This is a genomic window from Microbacterium sp. GQ128, from assembly GCF_059758615.1.
Window position 1 is genome coordinate 612661 of record NZ_JCAXDY010000002.1, and the last position, 21901, is coordinate 634561.

General features: G+C 70.3%; 21 protein-coding genes. 10 read left to right on the forward strand and 11 right to left on the reverse strand.

Annotated elements, in window-relative coordinates; all coding sequences use genetic code 11:
* Nucleotides 1-36: 36 nt before the first annotated feature.
* Complete coding sequence (gene soxR, locus AC6CHX_RS08980) at nt 37-477, forward strand: redox-sensitive transcriptional activator SoxR (protein ID WP_498272520.1); 441 nt, start codon at nt 37-39, stop codon at nt 475-477.
* A gap of 27 nt (nt 478-504) precedes the next feature.
* On the opposite strand, the gene AC6CHX_RS08985 is transcribed toward soxR, so the two are convergent.
* Entirely contained in the window at nt 505-873 is a 369-nt protein-coding gene (locus AC6CHX_RS08985; RefSeq protein ID WP_498272521.1) for a winged helix-turn-helix transcriptional regulator, read from the reverse strand.
* Nucleotides 874-961: 88 nt separating this feature from the next.
* Here AC6CHX_RS08985 and AC6CHX_RS08990 point away from each other — a divergent pair, with 88 nt between their 5' ends.
* Nucleotides 962-2305, forward strand: a complete 1344-nt coding sequence (locus tag AC6CHX_RS08990) for an MFS transporter (protein ID WP_498272522.1) — start codon at nt 962-964, stop codon at nt 2303-2305.
* A 167-nt stretch (nt 2306-2472) separates the two neighbouring features.
* On the opposite strand, the gene AC6CHX_RS08995 is transcribed toward AC6CHX_RS08990, so the two are convergent.
* On the reverse strand, nt 2473-3330 hold the full coding sequence (locus AC6CHX_RS08995; RefSeq protein WP_498272523.1) for a MarR family winged helix-turn-helix transcriptional regulator: 858 nt from the start codon (nt 3328-3330) through the stop codon (nt 2473-2475).
* Between the two features lie 103 nt (nt 3331-3433).
* Between AC6CHX_RS08995 and AC6CHX_RS09000 the strand changes: the two genes are divergently transcribed.
* On the forward strand, nt 3434-4036 hold the full coding sequence (locus tag AC6CHX_RS09000) for a MarR family winged helix-turn-helix transcriptional regulator (RefSeq protein ID WP_498272524.1): 603 nt from the start codon (nt 3434-3436) through the stop codon (nt 4034-4036).
* A 12-nt stretch (nt 4037-4048) separates the two neighbouring features.
* On the opposite strand, the gene AC6CHX_RS09005 is transcribed toward AC6CHX_RS09000, so the two are convergent.
* The 4 genes from AC6CHX_RS09005 to AC6CHX_RS09020 form a co-directional block, all read right to left on the reverse strand.
* Nucleotides 4049-4966, reverse strand: a complete 918-nt coding sequence (locus tag AC6CHX_RS09005) for a cation diffusion facilitator family transporter (RefSeq protein WP_498272525.1) — start codon at nt 4964-4966, stop codon at nt 4049-4051.
* A 159-nt stretch (nt 4967-5125) separates the two neighbouring features.
* A complete protein-coding gene (locus tag AC6CHX_RS09010; RefSeq protein WP_498272526.1) occupies nt 5126-6532 on the reverse strand; it encodes an MFS transporter in 1407 nt (468 codons plus the stop codon).
* A gap of 150 nt (nt 6533-6682) precedes the next feature.
* On the reverse strand, nt 6683-7198 hold the full coding sequence (locus AC6CHX_RS09015) for a DUF3253 domain-containing protein (protein ID WP_498272527.1): 516 nt from the start codon (nt 7196-7198) through the stop codon (nt 6683-6685).
* Nucleotides 7199-7256: 58 nt separating this feature from the next.
* A complete protein-coding gene (locus AC6CHX_RS09020; RefSeq protein WP_452326293.1) occupies nt 7257-8165 on the reverse strand; it encodes an Lrp/AsnC family transcriptional regulator in 909 nt (302 codons plus the stop codon).
* Nucleotides 8166-8375: 210 nt separating this feature from the next.
* Between AC6CHX_RS09020 and AC6CHX_RS09025 the strand changes: the two genes are divergently transcribed.
* Genes AC6CHX_RS09025 through speB form a run of 4 tightly spaced genes read left to right on the forward strand, consistent with a single transcriptional unit; the run spans nt 8376 to nt 14063 of the window.
* Entirely contained in the window at nt 8376-9713 is a 1338-nt protein-coding gene (locus AC6CHX_RS09025; protein ID WP_498272528.1) for an MFS transporter, read from the forward strand.
* A gap of 48 nt (nt 9714-9761) precedes the next feature.
* On the forward strand, nt 9762-11429 hold the full coding sequence (locus AC6CHX_RS09030) for an amidohydrolase (RefSeq protein ID WP_498272529.1): 1668 nt from the start codon (nt 9762-9764) through the stop codon (nt 11427-11429).
* A gap of 10 nt (nt 11430-11439) precedes the next feature.
* Nucleotides 11440-13056 (forward strand): thiamine pyrophosphate-binding protein, encoded by a 1617-nt coding sequence (locus AC6CHX_RS09035; RefSeq protein ID WP_498272530.1) that lies wholly within the window; start codon nt 11440-11442, stop codon nt 13054-13056.
* Between the two features lie 59 nt (nt 13057-13115).
* Nucleotides 13116-14063 carry an agmatinase gene (gene speB, locus AC6CHX_RS09040; protein WP_498272531.1) on the forward strand — a complete coding sequence of 316 codons (948 nt, stop codon included), beginning with the start codon at nt 13116-13118 and terminating at the stop codon, nt 14061-14063.
* A 130-nt stretch (nt 14064-14193) separates the two neighbouring features.
* On the opposite strand, the gene AC6CHX_RS09045 is transcribed toward speB, so the two are convergent.
* Both AC6CHX_RS09045 and AC6CHX_RS09050 read right to left on the reverse strand, forming a co-directional pair.
* On the reverse strand, nt 14194-15081 hold the full coding sequence (locus tag AC6CHX_RS09045) for a serine protein kinase RIO (RefSeq protein WP_498272532.1): 888 nt from the start codon (nt 15079-15081) through the stop codon (nt 14194-14196).
* 189 nt (nt 15082-15270) lie between these two features.
* The gene (locus AC6CHX_RS09050) at nt 15271-16389 is read right to left on the reverse strand and encodes a hypothetical protein (RefSeq protein ID WP_498272533.1); all 1119 of its coding nucleotides are present in this window, start codon (nt 16387-16389) and stop codon (nt 15271-15273) included.
* Nucleotides 16390-16515: 126 nt separating this feature from the next.
* On the opposite strand from AC6CHX_RS09050, the gene AC6CHX_RS09055 reads away from it, so the two are divergent.
* On the forward strand, nt 16516-17712 hold the full coding sequence (locus AC6CHX_RS09055; RefSeq protein WP_136042379.1) for an MFS transporter: 1197 nt from the start codon (nt 16516-16518) through the stop codon (nt 17710-17712).
* 228 nt (nt 17713-17940) lie between these two features.
* Here the strand turns inward: AC6CHX_RS09055 and AC6CHX_RS09060 are convergent, their stop codons facing one another.
* Nucleotides 17941-18858, reverse strand: coding sequence for a helix-turn-helix domain-containing protein (locus AC6CHX_RS09060; RefSeq protein ID WP_136042380.1), 918 nt, complete (start codon nt 18856-18858; stop codon nt 17941-17943).
* A 154-nt stretch (nt 18859-19012) separates the two neighbouring features.
* Here AC6CHX_RS09060 and AC6CHX_RS09065 point away from each other — a divergent pair, with 154 nt between their 5' ends.
* On the forward strand, nt 19013-19474 hold the full coding sequence (locus AC6CHX_RS09065) for a DUF3817 domain-containing protein (protein ID WP_498272534.1): 462 nt from the start codon (nt 19013-19015) through the stop codon (nt 19472-19474).
* A 27-nt stretch (nt 19475-19501) separates the two neighbouring features.
* On the opposite strand, the gene AC6CHX_RS09070 is transcribed toward AC6CHX_RS09065, so the two are convergent.
* Both AC6CHX_RS09070 and AC6CHX_RS09075 read right to left on the reverse strand, forming a co-directional pair.
* The gene (locus AC6CHX_RS09070; protein WP_498272535.1) at nt 19502-20164 is read right to left on the reverse strand and encodes a hypothetical protein; all 663 of its coding nucleotides are present in this window, start codon (nt 20162-20164) and stop codon (nt 19502-19504) included.
* 19 nt (nt 20165-20183) lie between these two features.
* Complete coding sequence (locus AC6CHX_RS09075; protein WP_498272536.1) at nt 20184-20984, reverse strand: MerR family transcriptional regulator; 801 nt, start codon at nt 20982-20984, stop codon at nt 20184-20186.
* 97 nt (nt 20985-21081) lie between these two features.
* Here AC6CHX_RS09075 and AC6CHX_RS09080 point away from each other — a divergent pair, with 97 nt between their 5' ends.
* On the forward strand, nt 21082-21831 hold the full coding sequence (locus AC6CHX_RS09080; RefSeq protein WP_498272537.1) for a phosphotransferase: 750 nt from the start codon (nt 21082-21084) through the stop codon (nt 21829-21831).
* Nucleotides 21832-21901 lie beyond the last annotated feature (70 nt).

The following is a 21901-nucleotide window of genomic DNA, read 5'->3' on the forward strand; positions in this document are numbered from 1 at the left end:
TACCTCGAGTAAACTCGAGGTCAAGAGGGGGTGCAGATGTCTTTGGAACCCGATGATCTGCTGCCGATCGGCGAGGTCGTCCGCCGCAGCGGTGTGCCGGCGACGGCACTGCACTTCTACGAGCAGCTCGGACTCATCGTGTCGACGCGCACCGCGGGCAACCAGCGCCGCTATCGGCGGCACATGCTGCGGCGGATCTCACTGATCGTGGTCGCGAAGCGTCTCGGCATCCCGCTCACCGACGTGCACGAGGTGTTCCAGAGCCTGCCGACGGACGAGCCGCCGTCGCAGCACGACTGGCAGCGGGTGGCGAAGCTGTGGCGGGAGCAGCTCGACCTCCGCCGCACGCAGCTCGAGCACCTGCGGCGCGAGCTCACCGGATGCATCGGCTGCGGCTGCCTGTCGATGAAGGCGTGCCGTCTGCTGAACCCCGAGGATGCTCTCGGCACCGATGGGCCGGGGCCGCGTCGGATCTGAGGGCGGGACGGATCGGGTCTGCGCGGTCTAGGTCTGCTCGTCGACGCTCACCCGCTGCCGCCCGGCATAGAGCGTGCCCCAGCGGGTCAGCTCCGTCAGCAGCGGCCCGGAGCTCGCGCCGAGTTCGCTGAGCCGGTACTCGACCTTGGGCGGCACCTCGCGATACACGGTGCGGGTGATGAGGCCGTCTTCCTCGAGTTCACGCAGCTGGCGGGTGAGCACGCGCGCGGTCGGGTTCTCCAGGAGGCGTCCGAGCTCGCCGAAGCGGAGGACCTCGTGCTCGCCGAGCAGGGTCAGGATGCTGGGCTTCCAGGCCCCGCCGAGCACCGCGATCGACACTTCGGCGTCGCAGGTTTCGGTCCAGTCGCGGATGATCCGCTCGGTCTTCTCCCGCATGGCACGGCCCCCTTGCTATCCGAAGTGTCAGTACGTATCAGAAATGACCGTACTTGTGGCTTCTGTCTGTACTTTACAGACTGAGACCGTGACTTCCACCCCCACTCTCGACGGCACCCGCTCATCCCTCCGCCTCTGGTTCGCGATGGTTCCGCTTCTGCTCGGCGTGCTCATCGGCGCCCTCGCGATCAGCAGCGTCTCGACCGCCCTCCCCGCGATCCGCGGCGAGTTGGATCTGACCGACACCGAGGGGCTCTGGCTCGTCGATGTCTACGCGCTGTCGTTGGCCGCGACGCTGATCGTGGCGGCGAGGATCGGCGATGCATTCGGGCGAAAGACCATCGTCCTCATCGGCCTGGCCGGGTTCGCTGTTCTCAACGCGGTCGGCGGGCTCGCTTCCAGTGGCCTGGTGCTCATCGTCGTGCGCGCCCTGTTGGGCGTCGCCGAGGCGTTCGTCATCGCGGGCGTCGTCGCGACGATCGGCGCCAAGTTCCAGGCGCGCGAGCGCGTGCTCGCCTATGGGCTGTGGACGGCGACCTTCGGCACCGGAAGCGCACTCGGACCGGTGCTCGGTGGTCTGCTGGCCGAGGGGCCGGGGTGGCGCTGGCTGATGCTGGGCAGTGTTCCGCTCGCGTTGATCGCCGGGGTGCTGGCCGTGTGGCTCGTGCCCGACTCGCGCAGCTCGCAGCCGCCGTCGTGGGATGTGCTCAGCATCCTCTCCTCGATCGTCGCGCTCGGTGCCCTCGTCTTCGCGCTGCACGAGGCACTCGTGGCGCCGGTGCCGGCCCTGGTCGCGGCGGTGATCGCAGCCCTGACCCTGGTGTTCTTCGTGCGCAGGCAGGGCCGGCTCCGCGATCCGCTCATCGACATGCGGCTGTTCCGGGTGTCAGGGTTCAGCCCCGCGATCATCCGGATCGTGGTGAGCAGCGGGGCGTCAGCGGCATCGGTCCTGCTGGTGAGTCTGCATCTGCAGGACTCGCGCGGGCAGAGCGCGGCTGAGGCGGGCATCGCACTGCTCCCGCAGGCGGTGGCCATCGCGATCGGCGGCGTCGTGGCGCCCCTGGCCCTGCGCTGGCTGTCGACGAACGCGCTGACAGTGCTGGCACTCGTGCTGCAGGCCGTCGGGCTCGTCTGGCTCGCGTTCGACCCGGCGATCGTGGCGGTCCCGCTCGTGCTCGTCGGACTCGGGTTCGGCGTCGGTGCGACGCTCGCCGCGACGGCACTGTTCGAGGTGACGACCGAGGATCAGGCCGGCCAGGTCGGCGCGATCCAGGAGGTGGGCTTCGCGCTCGGAGGCGGGCTCGGCATCGCGGTGTTCGGCACCATCGCCGCGGTGCTGGTGACGGGCGGGTTCGTCGCGGCGGTGCTCGTGGCGGCCGCGGTCGTCGCGACCGCCGCCCTGCTCCCGCTGGTGCGTCGCGCTTCGCGCTGACTTCCGAAGTCGCCCCGGCCCACCCCTGCTCCCTGCCCCAGCACCCAACCATCCCGCCGCCGAACCACCCCTCTACGTACGAGCCACCCCCTTGAGATCGCACTCAAGGGGGTGGCTCGCACGGAACAGGGTGGTTCGACCCCATTCCGCTCGGGGCGGAGCGGGCGTCAGGCGTCGCGACCGCGGGTGAAGCCCGCGTCGAAGCCGCGCTCGAAGGCGTGCTGGGCGAGCCGCGCGGCACGGTGCGGACCGTGTCCGCGGTGGCCGTGGGCACCGTGTCCGTGCTCGCCGTGTCCCCGGGCGTCGTGGCCCCGGTCATCGTGGCCGGGGTGTCCGTGCCCGCGGCCGTGACCGCGGTACCCGGCACCTGCTTCGCCGTGGCGGCAGCCGTGCTCAGCATCCGGTCCGAAGCCGTGCTCGGAATCCGAACCGAATCCGTGCTCCGGTCCGTGACCGAAGTCGCGGCCGTCACCGTGACCGAATCCGTGCTCCGGCCCGTGACCGAAGCCGCGGCCGTCGCCGTGACCGAATCCGCGACCGAACCGGCGCCCGAAGCCGCGCGGGAAGCCGCGGCCGTGGCGGGGTCCGCCGAAGCCGTGCCGGCGGCCGCGGGGCAGAGGGGTCTCCTCGTCCCAGCCGAAGGCGCGGGCGACCTTCTCGAGCGAGGCGAGCGTGGTGGCCATCTCCTCGTCGGAGACAGCGCTCGACACCTTTGCGCGGATGCCGTCGACGAGGGCGCCGAGGCGGTCCTTCGCCGCGCGGCCGTCGTCGGTGAGCGTCCAGCCGTCGCCCTCGGGGGCGACCCAGCCGCGCTCGACGAGTCGGTGCAGCTTGTGTGCGTTCAGCGGACGGTCCGCCGTGACGGTGCCGTCGACGATGTTGAGGATCCGCCAGTCACGGCGGGTGGCGTGCTCACCGTCGAAGGCGGCGGCGAACTCCGCCGCCATCAGGCGGTCGGCTGCCTTCAGCCAGTAGCCGAAGGGGCGGGTGGTGTTCTCGGGGTTCTGTGATTCAGAGGTGTTCATGGGGAGTCCTTAGTTGTCAGTGTGCATGTGAATGTCACAGTGCATGTACATGTAGTGTGACATGGAGTCGCGATGCATGTCAAGTCGCATGTAAAATCGAGCCGTGACCACCGAACCGCACGACCCCGCCGCGCAGGATCCCGCCGAATCCATCGCGCAGGCGCTGTCCCGCCTGCGCGGGCGTCGTCCCGGTGATCGGGGCCCAGGCGGTCGCGGCGCCGCCGAGCGCGGTCGCGGTAACGGAGGCCCGCACGGCTGGCACGGCGGTCCGCACGCGGATCCGCACGGCGACGACGCTCACGATCACTTCGACCACCACCGTGGTCACCCGGGCATGCCCCCCTGGATGTCCGACCCGTCCGGTCGGCTCGGCGGCCCCGCTCGCATGCGCATGCTCGAGGCCCTGGCCGCGGCATCCGCTCCGCTCAGCGTCAGCGACCTCGGCATCGCGATCGGGGTCGATCAGCCGCGCGCTTCACGGCTCGTGCAGCAGGGCGTCGAGCGCGGCTTCGTGCGCCGCGAGGCCGACCCCGACGACGCGCGACGCACCCGAATTGCGCTCACCGACGAGGGGCGCAAGCTCGCCCGCGGCATGCGCGGTGAGCGTCGCGAGATGCTCACGACCGCGCTCGCATCCTTCACCGATGACGAGCGCGTCGAGCTCGCCCGGCTGCTGAACAAGCTCGCCGACAACTGGCAGCGCTGAGCCGGCCGGGCTCTAAGCGCGCGCGAACTCGAGCGACGGCTCGTCGTCGACCGAGAGCGACAGCACGACCGTCTCGACGGCTTCATGCGCCTCGATCCGCCGCTCGACATCGCGCAGCCGTCGGGCCACATCGTGCTCACGGGCGTCGCCGGCCAGGTCGATCTCGGCCACGATGAACAGTCGGTTCGGACCCACGTACTCGATGTGCAGGTAGGTGACGCGTTCGATCTGCTCGAGTCCGAGCAGGGCGGTGCCGACGCGGGCGCGCAGTTTCGGCGCCGCCGTGGCCCCGACGAGGAAGATGATGTTCCGCCGGATCAGGATGACCGCGACCACGCCGAGCAGCACGCCGACGAGGATCGAGCCGATCGCATCCCAGGCGGCGACGCCGGTGATCTGGTGCATCGCGATGGCGCCCGCCGCGATGGCCAGGCCGATGAGCGCGGCGGAGTCCTCGAAGAACACGGCACGCAGCGTCGTGTCGCTCGTCTCCAGCACGAAGTCCCAGGTCGACGATCCGCGCTCCTTCGCCAGCCGCCGCGACTTCAGCATCGCCTGCGTGAACGACGCGCCTTCCAGCACGAACGAGACTCCGAGCACGATGTACGCGACCATCGGACTCTCGACGGGGCCGGTGTCGGACAGCTCCTGGATCCCGTGCATGATCGACACGATCGATCCAGCCGTGAAGATGCCGAAGGCGGCGATGAGCGACCACACGAAGGCGTTGCGTCCGTAGCCGAGGGGATGCCGCGCATCCTTCGTCTTCGCGCCGCTGCGGTCGGCGATCAGGAGGAACACCTCGTTCCCGGCATCCGCCCACGAGTGCGCCGCCTCGGCGACCATCGATGCCGAGGCGGTGATGATCGCGGCGATCGTCTTCGCCACCGCGACGAGGATGTTGGCGAGGAAGGCGAGGATCACGGTCACGCGGTCAGGCTACTCCCGCCGCACCGATGGCGCCCCGACACAACTTCGGACTTCGATGACGACGCGCCGGGATGCGGAGCCCAAGCCCGGCGTGTCGCCCGCGAGATCCGAAGTTGTGCGGGCGGGCGTGCAGGCTACTCGCGCCGGGGCGTTCACGACTCAGCGGGGCGCCTTCACCGGGAGCAGCAGCAGGAAGCCGGCGATCAGGACGATCACGATGCCCAGGATGCCGTAGGCGGTCTGACTCGTCAGCACGATCAGGAGCGTCCAGGCACCGGAGGCCATCCAGCTCGCAGCGCGACCCGTCGTGGCGTAGAGACCGAAGATCTCGCCCTCCCGGCCGGCCGGGGTGACCCTTGCGAGGAAGGAGCGTGCCGCCGCCTGAGCGGGGCCGACGAACGCGCACAGGACGAGGCCGCCGATCCAGAAGACTATCGACCCGGCGTCCCGCAGGAAGAAGACCGCGAGGCCGGCGACGATCATCGAGCCGATCGAGGCGAGGATGATCCGCTTCGGGCCGAGGCGGTCGTCGAGTCGGCCGGCGGCGATCGTGGAGACGCCGGCGATCAGGTTCGCGACGATGCCGAAGATGATGATGTCCTGCGCCTCGAACTTGAAGACGGCCGTGCCGATGATCGCCCCGAATGCGAACACACCCCCGAGGCCGTCGCGGAACACGGCGCTCGCCAGCAGGTACCAGAAGGTGGGCCGCGTCTCCTCGTTGCGGTACAGCCCCACGACGTCCTTGACCAACAGCGGGTAGGAGGCGAAGAAGCCGACCTTGCGCTCCGGGCGGCCGAGCGACGGCTCCGGCACGTTGAGGAAGATCGGGATGCTGAAGACGATCGCCCACACGGCGCATCCGACGGCGATCAGTCGATAGGCGAGGCCGTTGTCCGTCGACATGCCGAACCAGTCGAAGGTGTCGAGCAGCACGACGATCACGAGGGCGATGATGCCGCCGAGGTACCCGAAGCCCCACCCGAGCCCCGAGATGTGGCCGACGTTCTTCGGGTTCGCGATGCCGATGAGCATCGCGTTGGAGTTCACCGCGGCGATCTCCTGGAACACGGTCGCGGCCGAGATCAGGGCGACGCCCAGCCAGAACAGGCTCGGCGTCGGTTCGACGAACCACAGGCCCAGCATGCAGAGGATCAGGGCTCCGGTGCCGATCCCGAGCCAGAGCTTCTGGCGCCCCGCGGCATCCGCCCGCTGGCCGAGCACCGGGGCGAGCAGCAGGATGCCGAAGGCCGCGATGGTCGACCCCAGCCCCAGGCCGGAGGCGAGGTCTGCCTCCGCGGCCATCCGAGCCGGGTCGCTCGCATCGAGTGCTGCGACGTCGGCGGGGAGGAAGCCCTCGCCGACGAGGTAGAGCGCGGTGAACACGAACGTGAGGATGACGGTGTTGAAGGGCTGCGTCGCCCAGTCCCACAGCGCCCACGAGTAGACCTGCTTCTTGGGCGCGGGTGTCTCGCCGCGCAGGTCGAGGCCGACGACGGCGACGGCGCCGCTGTTCGCGGTGGCCACGGGCTCGGGGACGCCCTGGCGAGGATCGGGTTCACTCATGCTGGAAGTCTGGCCGCGCCCGGTGAACGGCCGGTGACGACGCGCCGCACGCACATACCGCTCTCTCCCGCTTCCGGTCGCACTTGGTGACGCCTGCGCGTCCGGAAGGCGGCGCGAACTGCGACCGGAAGCCCGCGTGAGAGACCCGGATCAGAGCGCGGGGCCGCGGCGGATCCGCACCGGCCCGCGGGCATCCTCGATGCGCACCGGGTCGCCCTTCTGCGTGACGACGACCTCGTCCCGGTCGGCCAGTCCGGCAGCCACTCGCCGCACGTCCGCCATGGCTGCCCGCCACGACTCGCCGCCGACCGCGCGCGCGACATCGCTCGGGCAGATCGAGGATTCCGACCGCTTGCGCGTGAGGGCCCGGATCGCCGCGGCGATGCGCTCGTCGAAGGCGTCACCCGAGCGCTCCTCCCACCAGGGCGCACCGCGCTCGCCGAGGGCCGTCTTCGCGTCCTGCACCCGTCGTCGGGCGTCGGGCTCCGACGCCTTCACCGCGCGCCGGGCCGCCATCAGCTCGTCCACCAGCTCCTGGCGGAACCGGTCGGGAATCGCCGGGTCGGATGCCTGCCATCGCCGTCCGTTCACGATGATGTGGTGGCCGTCCGGGGTGCGCTCCGGGCCGGTTCCGTCGTCGCGTTCATCCTTCTCGCGCGTCGCCATGCCGACAGTGTCTTCGGCTCGAGGGGGCCGCTCCAGACCCTTGACGGGCACCGCCGGCTCAGTCCGTTCGGAGCGGCCGGAGCGTGCGGGCGTAGTCCTCCTTGAGTACGGCGAGGTGCAGCCAGGCCTCGATGCGCGTCACCCCGGGCAGCGCGCGCAGGCGCTCGAGGCTCGCGTACAGCGCCCCAGCCGAAGGCTCGACCAGCGTGGCCACGGCGTCGAATCGACCGAGGGTGCGCGCGGCGAAGTCCACCCCGCGTCCGCGCCGCAGTTCGTCGATCACGGCATCGTCGTCGTCGCCGAGGGTCATGCCCACGCCCATCGACAGCTGCCGGTGGGCGAGGCCGCGCGCCTCGACCGCACTGATCTTGATCACTCCGCCGTCGATCAGCCGCTGCACCCTGGTGGCGACGGCGGAGGGGGAGAGCCGCACCTCCTCGCCCAGCGCGCGGAAGCTCTTGCGCCCGTCGGTCTGCAGCTGCTCGATCAGGGCCTCGTCGATCGCGTCGAGCGTGACGCCGCCGTGGTACTCGGAGACGAAGAACCCCTTGATCACGGTCGAGTAGATGATGGTGCTGATGTCGAGCACGCCGTCGATCGCGCGGATCAGGGCGAGCAGGTCGTGCAGCTCCGACATCGACCCGACGCGCACCTCGGTGACCACATCGTGCGCGCCACCGACCGCCGACACCAGCACGGTCTCGCTCATGTCGCGCAGGTGCTCGGCGACGAGCTCGACCGCGCCGTCGGTGCGGATGGAGATGTGGGCGAGCACATGCTGCCCGAGGAACACGGGATCGACGGCGGCCACGACCCGTACCGTCCGGTCGGCGAGCATCGTGCGCAGCCGTGCCGCGACGGCGGCCCGCGACTGCCCGAGTCGCTGGGCGAGGGAGAGGATGCTGGCGCGACCGTCTTCCTGCAGCGCACGGATCAGTTCGGCGTCGAAATCCATGGTTCCGCCCATTTCCTCAGTTTCCCGCGATCGCACGCTTCGCCGCGCGCATGTTCAGTGTAAGAGGGGGCGAGGCCGTGGGGAAGGCACGCATTGCACGAAACGACGATCAGATACTCAGTGAATACTCGTTCTCGCTGGAGTTCTGCCCTTGCCGACCGTCCTGTGCCGCCGTAGCATCCTTCGCTATCCGACATCTTCCGCAAAGGAGCGGGCACCCTCATGACCACTACCCCCACCAGCGGCACGCACAGCCGGGCACGCCGTGCCGGCATCGCCGCCTTCGTCGGCACCACCATCGAGTGGTACGACTTCTACGTCTACGCGACCGCCGCGGCGCTCGTCTTCGGTCCGCTGTTCTTCCCGAGCGGCGACCGGCTGGCCGAGACCGCAGCGGCCTTCGCGACCTTCGCGGTCGCCTTCCTCGTCCGCCCCCTCGGCGGCATCATCTTCGGCCACATCGGCGACAAGCTCGGCCGGCGCACGTCGCTCGTCATCACACTGCTGATGATGGGCGCGGCCACGGTACTCGTCGGCTGCCTCCCGACCTACGAGAACATCGGCATCCTCGCCCCGATCCTCCTGATCCTGCTCCGCGCGGTGCAGGGTCTCGCGGTCGGCGGCGAATGGGGCGGCGCGGTGCTCATGAGCGTCGAGCACGCTCCCGAGAAGTCCAAGACCTTCTACGGCGGCTTCACGCAGCTCGGCAACCCGGCCGGTGCGCTGCTGGCCTCCGGCATCTTCGCGATCATGACCCGCATGGGCGACGACTTCATCATCAACGGCGGCTGGCGCATCCCGTTCCTGCTGTCGATCGTGCTGGTCGGCGTCGGCTTCTGGGTGCGCTACCGCGTCGAGGAGACCCCGGTCTTCGAGGCGAAGGTCGAGGGCCGCAAGCAGTCGATGCCGCTGGCCTTCGCGCTGCGCACCAACTGGCGTCCGATCCTCCTCGGCATCGGCATCCTGCCGATCTCGACCGGCGGCTACTACCTGGCCACCACCTTCGCCACGGCGTACGCCACCGGCGACACGGTCGCGATCAGCGAGCAGGTCATCCTCGACGCCATGACGATCGCGTCCTTCGTGGAGTTCGTGGTGACGCTCCCGGTCGCCTGGCTGGGCGACAAGTGGGGCCGCAAGAACGTCATGTACATCGGCCTGATCACCTCGGTGCTCACGTTCGTGCCGTTCCTGCTGATCCTGCCCGGACGCATCGAGCCGCTCATCTTCCTGTTCGCCTCGCTGGTGCGCATCGCGATGAGCGCGACCTACGCCCCGATCGCCGCTCTGCTCTCGCAGATGTTCCGCCCGCAGGCCCGCTACACCTCGATCGCGCTCTCCTACGGCGTGGGTGCGGCGGTCTGGGCCGGGTTCTCGCCCTGGTTCGCGACGCAGCTCATCGCCTGGACCGGCAGCATCTGGTCGGTCATCGCGATGTTCATCGGGATGGCTGTCATCGCCGGCATCTGCACGCGTCTCGCGCCGCAGCACTCCGACGAGGCTCCCGTGACGGCGTCCTTCACCGCGCGTACGGACACGACGGCGAACCGCCTGCCCTGACCGGCACCGCCTCCTCCACCGCACGCCACGACCGCGAACAGGTTCCCCATGAGAAAGCTCACCCCCTTCGACCGCTCGGCTCAGACGGCTCCCCTCCTCCTGACCGCGCACGCCATCCACACCGCGGATGCCGCGGCCACCACGGCCACGGCGATGCTGACCGACCGCGGGCGGATCCTCGCGATCGGCACCCTCACCGAGTGCGAGGCGGCGGCCGATCGGGGTGGGCTCTCTCCGGAACGCATCGACCTGGGGGACGCGGTCGTCGTCCCCGGCTTCGTCGACGCCCACGCGCATCCGCTCATGTTCGGGCAGATGATGAGCTGGGTGGACTGCGGGCCGGAGAAGGCCGGCAGCATCCCCGAGATCGTGGCGCTGCTGAAGGCGGCGGCGGCCGAGCTCCCCGAGGGGCGCCCGGTGCGCGGCTACGGCTACGAGCAGCGCAACCTGGCCGAGAAGCGGCACCCCACCCGCTTCGAGCTCGACGAGGTGGCGGCCGACCGCGAGGTGTACCTCATGAACGCGTCGGGCCACGGTGGGGTCGTGAACTCCCACACGCTGGAGATCAACGGTGTCGACCGCGACACCCCGAATCCCGAGGGCGGCGAGTTCTTCCGCGACGCGGACGGCGAGCTGACCGGCGAGCTGTCGGATGCGGCGTGCAACATCCTCACGGGTGTGCACGGCGTGAAGATCGGTCACCACGGCCCGAACTTCCACCTCGCCGACGAGCCGGAGGAGCACCTTCGCCAGCTGGACGCCGCGACCCAGCGCTTCCTGGCCGGCGGTGTCACCTCGATCGGCGACTGCCAGGTCACGCGGCGCGAGTTCGACATGTACCTGCGCCTCGCCGAGGCCGGACGCCTCGAGCTGCGCGTGTCGATGTACCTGCTCTCGCACCTGCTCGACGAGGCGCTCGAGATGGGCCTCGTCGGTCAGTTCGGCAACGCACACCTCAGCTTCGCCGGCATCAAGTTCTACGCCGACGGCACGCTCGGCGGCTGGACCGCGTACTTCCCCGACGGCTACGTGGGCGACCCCTGCCGCACCGGGCAGCTCTACCACGAGCCGGCCGAGTATGCCGGGCTCATCAGCAAGGCGCACGCCGCGGGGCTGCAGACCGCGACACACGCGCAATCGCCCATCGCGATCGAGATGGTCGTGTCGGCGATCGAGGCCGCGCTCGCCGAACATCCGGATGCCGACGCCCGCCACCGCATCGAGCACTGCGGCCTGCCGACGCCCGAGCAGATCGGACGGATGGCCGTCGCCGGCATCCGTCCGGTCAACCAGACCCAGCACTACTTCAACTGGGGCGAGGGCGTGGAGGAGGCCATCGGCACCCCGGGTGAGCGCTTCAACCCGCTGGGCGAGTTCGAGCGTGCGGGCGTCCCGTTCACGATCTCGTCGGATGCTCCGGTCGCCGAGCCCATCCCGCTCGAAGCCATCCAGACCGCGGTCACCCGCGTCACCCGCCGTGGACACAAGCTCGGCCCCGACGACCTGCGGGTCTCCGCGCTCGCCGCCCTCCGCGCCCACACGATCGAGGGTGCCGTGTCGATCGGCCGCGAAGACGACCTGGGTTCGCTCGAGGTCGGCAAGTACGCCGACTTCGCGGTGCTCTCGGGTGACCCGCTGGCAGCTCCCGCCGAGGAGATCTCGGCGATCACGGTGCGCGAGACCTGGGTCGACGGCACGCGCCGTCACCGGGTGTGAGGATGACACGATGAGCAACGACACCACCCCGGCCGAGCAGTACGCCGACACCGCCGGACGCGCCGTGCTGGAGACGATCCGCGCCTACGGCGTGACCGCGATCTTCGGCATCCCCGGCACCCACAACCTCGAGCTCTACCGGCCGCTCGCCGACCTCGGCATCCGCGCCGTGACGAACCGTCACGAGCAGGGGTCCGGTTACGGTGCCGACGGCTGGGCGCAGCAGACCGGTCTGCCCGGCGTGGTCATCACGACCTCCGGCCCCGGCCTGCAGAACGCGATGAGCGCGATCGGCACGGCGTTCTGCGAGTCGCGGCCGCTCATCGTCCTCTCGCCCGGAGTGCCGCTCGGGGCGGAGTTCGCCGACGTGGGCACCCTGCACGAGACGAAGGATGCCACGGCCATGGTCGGCGCGATCGCCGAGTGGTCGCGCCGGGTGACCAGCGCCGCCGAGGCGGTCGAGGCCGTGCACGACGCTTTCGCCCTGTTCCGCACCGGTCGCCCGCGCCCGGTGCACATCGAGATCCCGCTCGACGTGTTGGAGGCGCCGGCCGATGTCCCCGCCGAAGCGCGGCGGCCGCGTCCGGTCCCCGCGCGGGTCTCCGGGGATCCGTCCGCACTCGCCGAGGCGGCACGGCTGCTCGCCTCCGCGAAGAACCCGGTGATCGTCGCCGGCGGGGGAGCGGTGGATGCTGCGCACGAGGTCACGTCCCTCGCCGAGCGCCTCGGCGCCCCCGTGCTGACGACCCTGAACGGCAAGGGCGTGGTCGACGAGCGGCATCCGCTCTCGCTCGGCTCGAACCTGCGTCTCGCCGCGGCCCGGGCGGTGGCGGAAGACGCCGACGTGCTGCTCGTGGTCGGCTCGAAGCTCGGCGAGGCCGAGCTCTGGGCGCCGCGGCTCGAGGCCCGTGGCGCGGTGATCCGCATCGACATCTCGCCCGCGCAGCGCGACAAGAACCTGATCGCGACCGTGGGGCTCACGGGTGACGCGGCGGCGGTCTCGGGCGCTCTTCTGGAGATGCTCCCCGCCGAGACGCGTTCGCCGCGCGAGCTCACCGCCGACCGCGCCGCGATCGACGCCGAGATGCGCGAGACCGCCCCCGAGACGGTCGCGCTCGCCGAGATCATCGCCGACGCCCTGCCCGACGACGCGATCGTCGCGGGCGACTCGTCCCAGATCGTGTACATGGCGCTCGGCAGTGTGCTGCAGGCGGAGCATCCGCACTCCCTCCTGTACACGCCCACGTACGCGACCCTGGGCTACGGGCTTCCCGCCGCGATCGGCGCACGGGTCGCGCAGACCGAGCACCCGGTCGTGACGGTGATCGGCGACGGTGCTCTGATGTTCTGCGTGAACGAGCTGGTGACCGCGGTCGAGCAGCGCCTCGACGTCACGGTCGTGTGCGTCGACAACGGCGGCTACGCCGAGATCCGGCAGAACGAGGTCGACCGTGGCATGACCCCGATCGGCGTCGACCTGGTGCAGCCCGACTGGGCGGCCCTCGCCACGGCCTTCGGTGCGACCGGGCGTCGCGTGGAACGGCGCGACGACATCGGGTCGAGCATCCGCGCCGCGATCGCCGAGGGCGGCGTGCAGCTGGTGCACATCCCGCAGCACGCCCTCTGAGAACCAGCATCCGACGAATCCTCCCCGACTTGACCCTCCCCGACGAACAGGAACGAGCAATGACCGAGAACGTGGGCCCCATCGATGCGTCCGTGAACCCCCGCTACTCCGGCATCGCGACCTTCGCGCGGCTGCCGCGGATCGAAGACGTGCCGCGTGCCGACATCGCCGTCGTCGGCATCCCCTTCGACTCCGGCGTGAGCTACCGACCGGGTACGCGGTTCGGTCCGTCGCACGTGCGCGAGTCCTCGCGACTGCTGCGCCCGTACAACCCGGCGCAGGACGTGTCGCCGTTCGCGATCGCGCAGGTGGTGGATGCCGGTGACATCCCGGTCAACCCGTTCGACCTGACCGAGGCGGTGACCGAGGTCGAGCGCGCGGCGCTGGCACTCGGCGAGCAGGTGCAGCGCATCGTCACGATCGGCGGCGACCACACGGTGGCCCTGCCGCTGCTGCGGGCGGTCGCGGCGAAGCACGGTCCGGTCGCGGTGCTGCACTTCGACGCGCACCTCGACACGTGGGACACCTACTTCGGAGCTCCGATCACGCACGGCACCCCCTTCCGCCGCGCGAGCGAGGAGGGGCTGATCGACCTCACCGCAAGCTGCCACGTCGGCACGCGCGGACCCCTGTACTCGAAGCAGGACCTCGAAGACGACGAGCGCCTGGGCTTCTCGATCGTGTCGAGCGAGTACATCGAGGAGCACGGGGTCGAGGCCGGCATCGCCCGCATCCTGCAGCGCATCGGCGACAAGCCGCTGTACGTGTCGATCGACATCGACGTGCTCGACCCCGCCCACGCGCCCGGTACCGGCACCCCCGAGGCGGGCGGGCTGACGAGCCGCGAGCTGCTGCGGATCCTGCGTGCCCTGTCCTCGCAGGACATCGTCGGCGCGGATGTGGTCGAGGTGTCGCCCGCCTACGACCACGCGCAGATGACCGGCATCGCCGCGAGCCACGTCGTGTACGAGCTCGTGACGCTGCTGGCCGCCCGCCTCGCCGCCTAGCCCACGAGACTGACCCGTCTGTTCCGGTCGCACTTCGTGCCGCCCGACGGCCGATCCGGCGGCACCAACTGCGACCGGAACAGGCACCGGCGGCAGCAACTGCGACCGGAACGGGCAGGGGCGGCCCGGATCACGTGTACGAGGCCGCGAGCAGCTCGGCGAACAGCTCCTCGGCGTCGCAGTCGACGCGGCGGCGGGCGAACCAGTCGCAGATGTTCACGCAGTCGCGGTGCAGCAGGTCGAGCCCCTGCGGGTTCGCGATGATGTCGACGATCTGGGGCAGGTCGATCACACGCACCCGCCCCTCGTGCACGAGCAGGTTGTAGGCCGACAGGTCGCCGTGGGCGAAGCCGGCCGCGGCGAAGATCCGCATCAGCTCGACCACCTGGGCGTAGTACTCCCGCAGCTCGACACGGTCGCTGCGCACCTGGGCCAGGCGGGGTGCGGCCGTGCCGTCGGCGTCGCCGAGGAACTCCATCAGCAGCTCGGTGCCGTTGACCTGCACCGGATAAGGCACCGGTGCGCCGAGCTCCCACATCCGGCACAGCGCCTCGAACTCGGCGAACGACCACTGTGCCGCGGCGACCGCGCGACCGTGCTCCGACTTCTTCGCGAGGGCTCGGGTGTCGCGGGTGTTCCGGGTGCTGCGGCCCTCGGTGTACACCGAAGAGCGATGGAAGCTGCGGTGCTCCGCGCTGCGGTAGCGCTTCGCCGCCAGCAGTGTGCGCTGGGTGGGGTCGTCCGGCACTGCGCGTTCCAGCAGGAAGACGTCGGCCTCCTTGCCGGTCTTGAGGATGCCGCGCTCGGTGTCGAGCGCGCCCGCCGAGGTCACCACCCACGCCGGCCACGGCTCGGGGCCGCGCTCGGACGGGGTGATCGCCGGCCACGTGGACCAGCGCTGACCTTCTCCGGGATCGACGTCGGCGAAGGAGAGTTCGGTTTCGAGGGAATCGAACGAGGATGCGTCGAAGGATGCGTCGAAGGACGCGGCTTCCGAGGAAGCGAAGAGTTCAGACAAGGTGTGGCTCCGGGAGCAGGAGGCCACGCCAGGATCAGGAGCGGGTGGCCTCGAGGGGAAGGTGGTCGGCGGTGAGCGCGACAACGACGATGTTCATGTCCTCGGCTCCTTCCGGTCGGGCTTCCCGGGCTCGTCCCGGTGCGTCGTCGAGCATAGGGGGTCGCCGCCGGATGTGTCCAGAGGTGAGTGTCAGTTCCCGCCGGGCGGCGTGAGTCGGATCACGACGCCGTCGCCCTCGCCGCCGGTCGCGACCACCCAGGAACCGCCCGTCCACGCGGCGGCGTTCGCGCCGCACAGGAAGGGGAGTGGATGCTGTCCGCCGGAGTCGCTGAGGCGCAGGGCATCGCTGCGGAGGCGGGTGCCGTCGCTCGACGTCGCATCGCAGCGCATGCGGGGCTCGACCGCCGCTCGCGCTTCCGAGGAGCCGCCGACGATCACGCCCTGCGCGTCGCTCTGCTCGGGCTCTCCGCCCCACCACAGGGCTGTGCCGTCGGGAGCGACGGCGACGAGCGGGTGGTCGGCGACCTGCGGCTCGCGGCTCAGCTCCGTGCCGTCGGCGGCGAGCACGATCCGTGCGGTCGGGGTCGCGAGATACACGCGCCCGGCGTCGTCGACGTCGATGCCGATCGGTGGAACGCCGGGCCGAGCGCTCGGAGCCTCGTCGATCTCGACCGGGCCGCTGTGCAGCAGGGTCCTGGCTCCACTGTCGAGGTCGACGCGCAGCACCTCGTAGTCGAGGTAGTCGTCGGGAGGGCGCGGTTGGTAGCGCACCACGATCGCGTCGCCGTCGTGCACGGCGACGTCGCCGAACTCGAAGTCCCCGAAGTCGAGGTCGCCCTCGTCGCCGACGGTGTCGCCCGGCAGATCACGAACCGTCATGGTCGTGGTGTCGAGCACCGAGAGCATCGGCATCACATGGACGCGATCGCCCTGCAGCACGACCAGCTCGGTCGGCGACAGCGGCGCCATCGCCCCGATCCGCGACAGGGGGTCGCCGGGTTCGGTGTCGAACCTGGCGAGTGTCTCGCCATCGGCCCCGACGTGCAGCCATGACCCGGAGGATGCGGTCCAGAACCCGCCGGCCCCGTCGGACGACAGCACGTGCATCCCGTATGTCCGGTCGGTCGGCGGACCGGCCGGCGTGGCCTGCGGTCCGGTGCCGACGAAGGAGTTCTGGAACGAGATCGGTTCCAGGGCCCAGTCGTCCGGTCCTGCCGCGGGCGGCGTGCACCCGGAGACGAACATGATCGCTGTGACGATGGCGGCACCGTGCAGCATCCGCCGCCGTGCCCCTCCCCGATCCCGCATGCTCACACTCTGCAAGCTCCGGCTGGGAGATCGGTGTGCCGGTGGTGCCGGGGCGATCGGACGATCGGTCGGTTGCGGCGGACGACCGGTCGGGCGGCGGCATCCGGATGCTGCGACCGTGGAACCATGACCACCACAGCGCCCGTCCCCACCGTGCCGGCCACGGCCGTCACCCGCATCCGCTACGGCGGACTCATCGTGCTGATGCTGATGGGCTTCCTGCTGGTCACGGCCGAGTTCCTCCCCAACGGCGTGCTGACGGAGATGGCTGATGGCCTCGGCGTCACCCCCGGCCAGGCCGGCCAGACCGTGACGGTCACGGCTCTCGTCGGCCTCGTCGTCGCGCCGACGGTCGGACTCATCTTCCCGCGCCTCGACCGGCGGTCGCTGCTCGTGTGGATGGCGCTCGCCGCGGCGGTGTCGAACCTCATCGTGGCGATCTCGCCGAACCTGATCATCGTGCTGCTGGCGCGTTTCCTGCTGGGGGCCGCGATCAGCGCCTTCTGGGCGATGTCGATCACGGTCGCCGCCCGGCTCGCGGGCCCGGAGAACCTCGGCCGCGGGGTCATGTTCACCTCGGCCGGAGTCTCGCTGGCCACGGTGGCGGGCGTGCCGCTGGGTGTGATGCTGAGCGAACTGGTCGACTGGCGGATGGTCTTCGCCCTCGCCGGCGGGTTCATGGTCGTGCTCGCGGTGGTGCTGCGCTTCGCGCTGCCGTCGGTGCCGGCCGAACGCGCGTCGAGCCTGCGGCTCCTCGTCGACACCCTGCGCCGGCCGGGAATCGGGCTCGGGATGATCGGGCACGTGCTCGTCGTGCTGGGCCACTTCCTCGCCTACACCTACGTGCGTCTGGCGCTGGAGCGCATTCCCGAGGTCGATGCCTCCACGATCGTGGTGCTGCTCGCGCTGTTCGGCGTCGGCGGCCTGCTCGGCAACATCACGATCGGTCTCGTGATCGACCGCACGTTCGCCTTCTTCGCGGTGTTCGCGCCGCTGGTGATCGCCGTGTCCGTGATCTCGATGATCCTGTTCTCCGGCTCGATCCTGGGCGTGGGCATTGTGGTGGTGGTGTGGGGCTTCTTCTTCTCGTCCTGGTTGATCGTCGCCAACACCTGGGTCGGACACCGGATGCCGGATCGGCTCGAGGCCGGCGGGAGCCTCGTGGTCGTGGGGTTCCAGGGCGCGATCACCCTGGCCGCGGGCGTGGGCGGACTGCTCGTCGACACCCTGAACGTCGAGCTGGTCTACGTGCTGGGTGCGTCTGCGCTGCTCGCGGGTGCCGTGCTCTTCGGGGTGTCGAACCGGGTCAGCAGTCGCGCCTGACCGGGTGTGCTCCGACCCGCTGCCGCCGGCCCGCCCCGCCACTCTCGCTTCCTCGTGCGTGCACAACTTCGGAGATCGAGGGCGACGCGCCGGGGTGGGGGCCGCGACGGCGGCGTGTCTCGCCGTATCTCCGAAGTTGTGACGTGACGGGGCGGGATGGGACGGGCCGGGATGGGGCGGGCCGGGACGGGGCGGACGGGGCGGACGGGACGGTCGGGCGCGACGGCGTCAGGCGGAGACGGGGATCCGGTTGGCCATCCGCCACGACGAGGGGGTCAGGCCGGTGCGGCGGCGGAACGCGCGGCTGAACCCCTCATCCGAGGCGTAGCCCAGCTCGCGGGAGATCTCCGACACGCTTCGCCCGGCGTCGAGCATCCGCTTCGCCGCATCCACCCGCACCTCGGTGACGTAGTCCGCGGGGGAGCGGCCGACCGCGTTGCGGAACCGCTCGGCGAAGGTCGACCGCGACATGGCGCCGATGCCGGCGAGGCGCTCGACCGTCCAGTCGCGACCGGGCTCCTCGTGGATGGCGTCGACGACGCGGTCGAGGAACGGGTCGTTCGACAGCGACGGCCAGCCCGCCGGTGCGCAGCCGTTCGCCGCCCAGGCGCGGATGACCGACAGCAGCACGGTCGTCGCCATCATGCGGCAGATGACCGGGTCGCCCTGACGCGCCGGCTCCACCGTGTGGTCGACGACGCCCATGTTCAGGGCGAGTGCGGCGGCGGCCGGCTCGATGGCGTCGAAGCCGGTGACCGTCAGGAACGGCGGAAGCAGCGCGGGCAGCGGTGACGCCGCATCCGCGAGCACGATCTCGGCGATCATGAGGCTCGTGTCGCCCTGGGCTTCCAGTGCGAACGGCGTGCGGCCGAGCGTGAGGAACGCGTCGCCCGCGACGAGGAGATCGCGGCGGCTGGCCGGGTCGACCGTGAGGCGATGCGACTCCGGGTCGACGTCGAGGCGGCAGCCGTCGCCGAGCGGAGGATGCCCGTGCACACCGCCGTCGACGATGTACACGAGGGTGATGGCGCCGGTCGGGATCGGCAGCAGCGCACCGGGGGCGAGAGTCGTCCGGCGGCCGATGCCGACGCGGAGGTCGACGGCGCCGAGCACCTGCGAGATCGCGTCCGCGTCCACTGTCACCATGCCTTCGGCAACGCCTCCGCACAGCGTGATATTCCGCAGTCGAGCTCTTTCGAAGCGCGAAGCGCCCCCGTTGTCACGCCGGTCTCAACCATTCGGTTGATTCGACGGCGATGACCGCCGGATACGGTGGGAGGACCCCCACCCGAGGAGACCCGTGTTCCGCACCCCCGACCGCCTGTTCCGAGTTCTCGCGATCGCGGAGGCGATCACCTGGACGATCCTGATCGCCGCGATCATCGCCCGCGCCGTCGGTGCGCCCGGGGTCGTGGTGACGGTGGGTGGTGGCATCCACGGATTCGTGTTCCTCGCCTACGGGGCGACGGCGATCCTGGTCGCGCTGAACCAGCGGTGGCACCCTGGCGTCGGCGTGCTCGCGGTGGTCAGCGCCGTGGTGCCGTACGCCACGATCCCGATGGAGATCTGGCTGCATCGCACCGGGCGTCTCGATGGTGCCTGGCGGCTGGAGGCCACGGGCGACCCGCGGGATCGCCGCTGGTACGACCGGCTGATGCGGTGGTTCCTGCGCCGGCCCTGGGTTCTCGCGCTGCTGCTGGCCGTCGGCATCGTGGCGCTGTACGTCATCCTGCTGCTGGTCGGTCCTCCCGGCGGCAAGTGAATCGCCTTCGAGGGGAGGGTGTGGCGATCAGGGCGTGACGACGATCGCGTTCGCCTCGTTGACGGCATCCATGATCTTCTCCGCGTCGTTGGCGGTGCAGTCCACGATCGTGTAGAGGCCGACTCCGGTCTGCGTGAACGCGCGCGCAGCCATGAGCCAGGAGCGGGAACCCTCCACGGCGCTGACCTGACGCATCTCGACGCCGCCGGTCCCGCCCGTCATATAGCTGAACTCGCCGGTGGTCGCGACGGGGGTGATGTCGGCCGTCGGGGTCTCCAGCAGCACGCCGAGGATGGCATCCGACGATGCGCTGTCGTCGCCTTCGACCACGGGGACATCGGTCATGTGCCCCTGCCAGAACCGCACCGTGCAGGTGCCGTCGGCCGTGCCGTACGTCCAGCCGCCGTTGCCGTCGTCGGGCGAGATCGTCTCCCACCGCTCGTCGGCGAGGAATCCGTCGCCCCACTCGATGTACGCGTCGTTCGAGAGTTCGAGGCCTTCGTCGAAGCTCAGCGTCGTCCCTCCGACCGGCGCTTCCGTCTCGTCGGTCTCCGTGCCGGGCGACGGCGCCTCGGAGGGTGACGCGACCGGGATCTGCGAGTACAGGCATCCGCTCAGCGGCAGGATCGCGAGCGTCACGATGGCGGCTGCGGTGCCGATGCGGCGGGTGGCGGAGGCGGTCCACGTCATGCCGGTCAGCCTAGCGACCTCAGCCGCGTCTGACCGGCTGCTGCAGCTCGGTGACCCAGTCCGACTGATCATCCGACACGGCGCGCACGTAGAGCTCTCGGCACGGCCCGTCGTGCACCAGACCGCGGGCGAAGATCTCGGAGTGGATGCCGTGCCAGCTCTCGGAGATGCGGTCCACCGAGCCGAGATGGATGCCGCACACCGCGTCGTCTGCGGCCGGAAGCTCGATGATCTCGAATCCGTCGTGTGCGGGTCCGGTGTACACGTACCCGGTCGTCACCTGCAGGCCGTCGTCGAGAGTCTCGTACTGGGCGATCGGGGTGGAGAGCGAGTGCTCGTCGCCGATGATCGCAGCCACTGCGTCGAACGATGGGCCGACCACGCCGGCGACCGAAGGCTGGTCGGGGACGACCGTGCGGATGGCGGCGAGGCGGACGGCGGGGAGGGGCTTGTCGACGATCTCGATCCGGGACATGTGGTTCTCTTTCTCGATGAGGTGGAGGCGCCGTTCCACGTCGACGAGTCTCTCTGCGGCGACCCGGTGCTCCAGCTCGACCTCTGCGCGGCGGATCCGCAGCAGGGAGGCGATGCGATCGGCGTCGACTCCCCGGTCGAGGATCGACGAGATGTCATCGAGCCCGAAGCCCAGCTGACGCAGGGCGACGATCCGATGCAGCCGATCCAGTTGCGAGGGGTCGTAGGAGCGGTAGCCGCTGAACTCGTCCACGTGGGCGGGGACGAGCAGGCCGGCCGTGTCCCAGTGCCGCAGCATGCGGTGGGTCACCTGGCCGATCTGCGCGAACGCTCCGATGGACAACATGTCTCTGTTCTCCCGTCTGCCACAGTGTCAGGGTCAAGTATCGCGTCCGGGAACGTGTGGTCGGATGCTCGTCGAGGCGCTGCGCTAACGTCGACGCGTGGACGAAGAGGTGCTGACAGGGGGGAACGCGAGCGGGACGGTGGTGCGCATCGGCGATACCGTGCGCAAAGCGTGGTCGGATGCCACCCCGAGCGTCAGCCATTTCGTCACGGTGCTGCGGGCGGCGGGAGTCGATGCTCCGGAACCGCGCGGCCGAGACGAGCAAGGGCGGCAGGTCGTCGAATTCGTCCCTGGCAGGCTCGGGATCTCGTGCGCTCCGCTGTCCGCGGACGACCTGCGCCGGGTCGGCTCGATGATCCGGCGGATCCATGACGCGAGCGCTCACTATGTGCCTCCGCAGAACGCCGTGTGGCGGACCGCGATCCCCGCCCCGGCGGCCGAGATCGTGTGCCACAACGATCTCGGCCCCTGGAACCTCGTCATCGGGGACCGATGGGTCTTCATCGACTGGGATGCGTCCGCCCCGAGCACCCGGCTCTGGGATCTCGCTTATGCAGCGCAGGCGTTCACCCTGTCCGACGTCGAGCGCGATGCGGAGGGCGCGGCCGGCGATCTCGCGGCGATCGTCGACGGTTACGGCGCAAACCCCGCCCTGCGGCGTGACCTGCCGCAGGCGATGGAGGAGCGGACGGCGGCGATGCTCGCGCTCCTCGAGGGTGCGCGTTCGACGGGGGAGGGGCCCTGGGCGTCGATGTACGCGAGCGGTCACGGCGACCACTGGGCGAGGGCTCTGCGGTACGTCCGGGAACACCGGCGGGTGTGGCTCCGGGCGATCGAACAGGGCTGAGCGCCTCTTTCCCGACCGCATATCGGTATTTCGTTTTCTCGCTCTGATCTGGGCGTTTGAATGTCGGTGG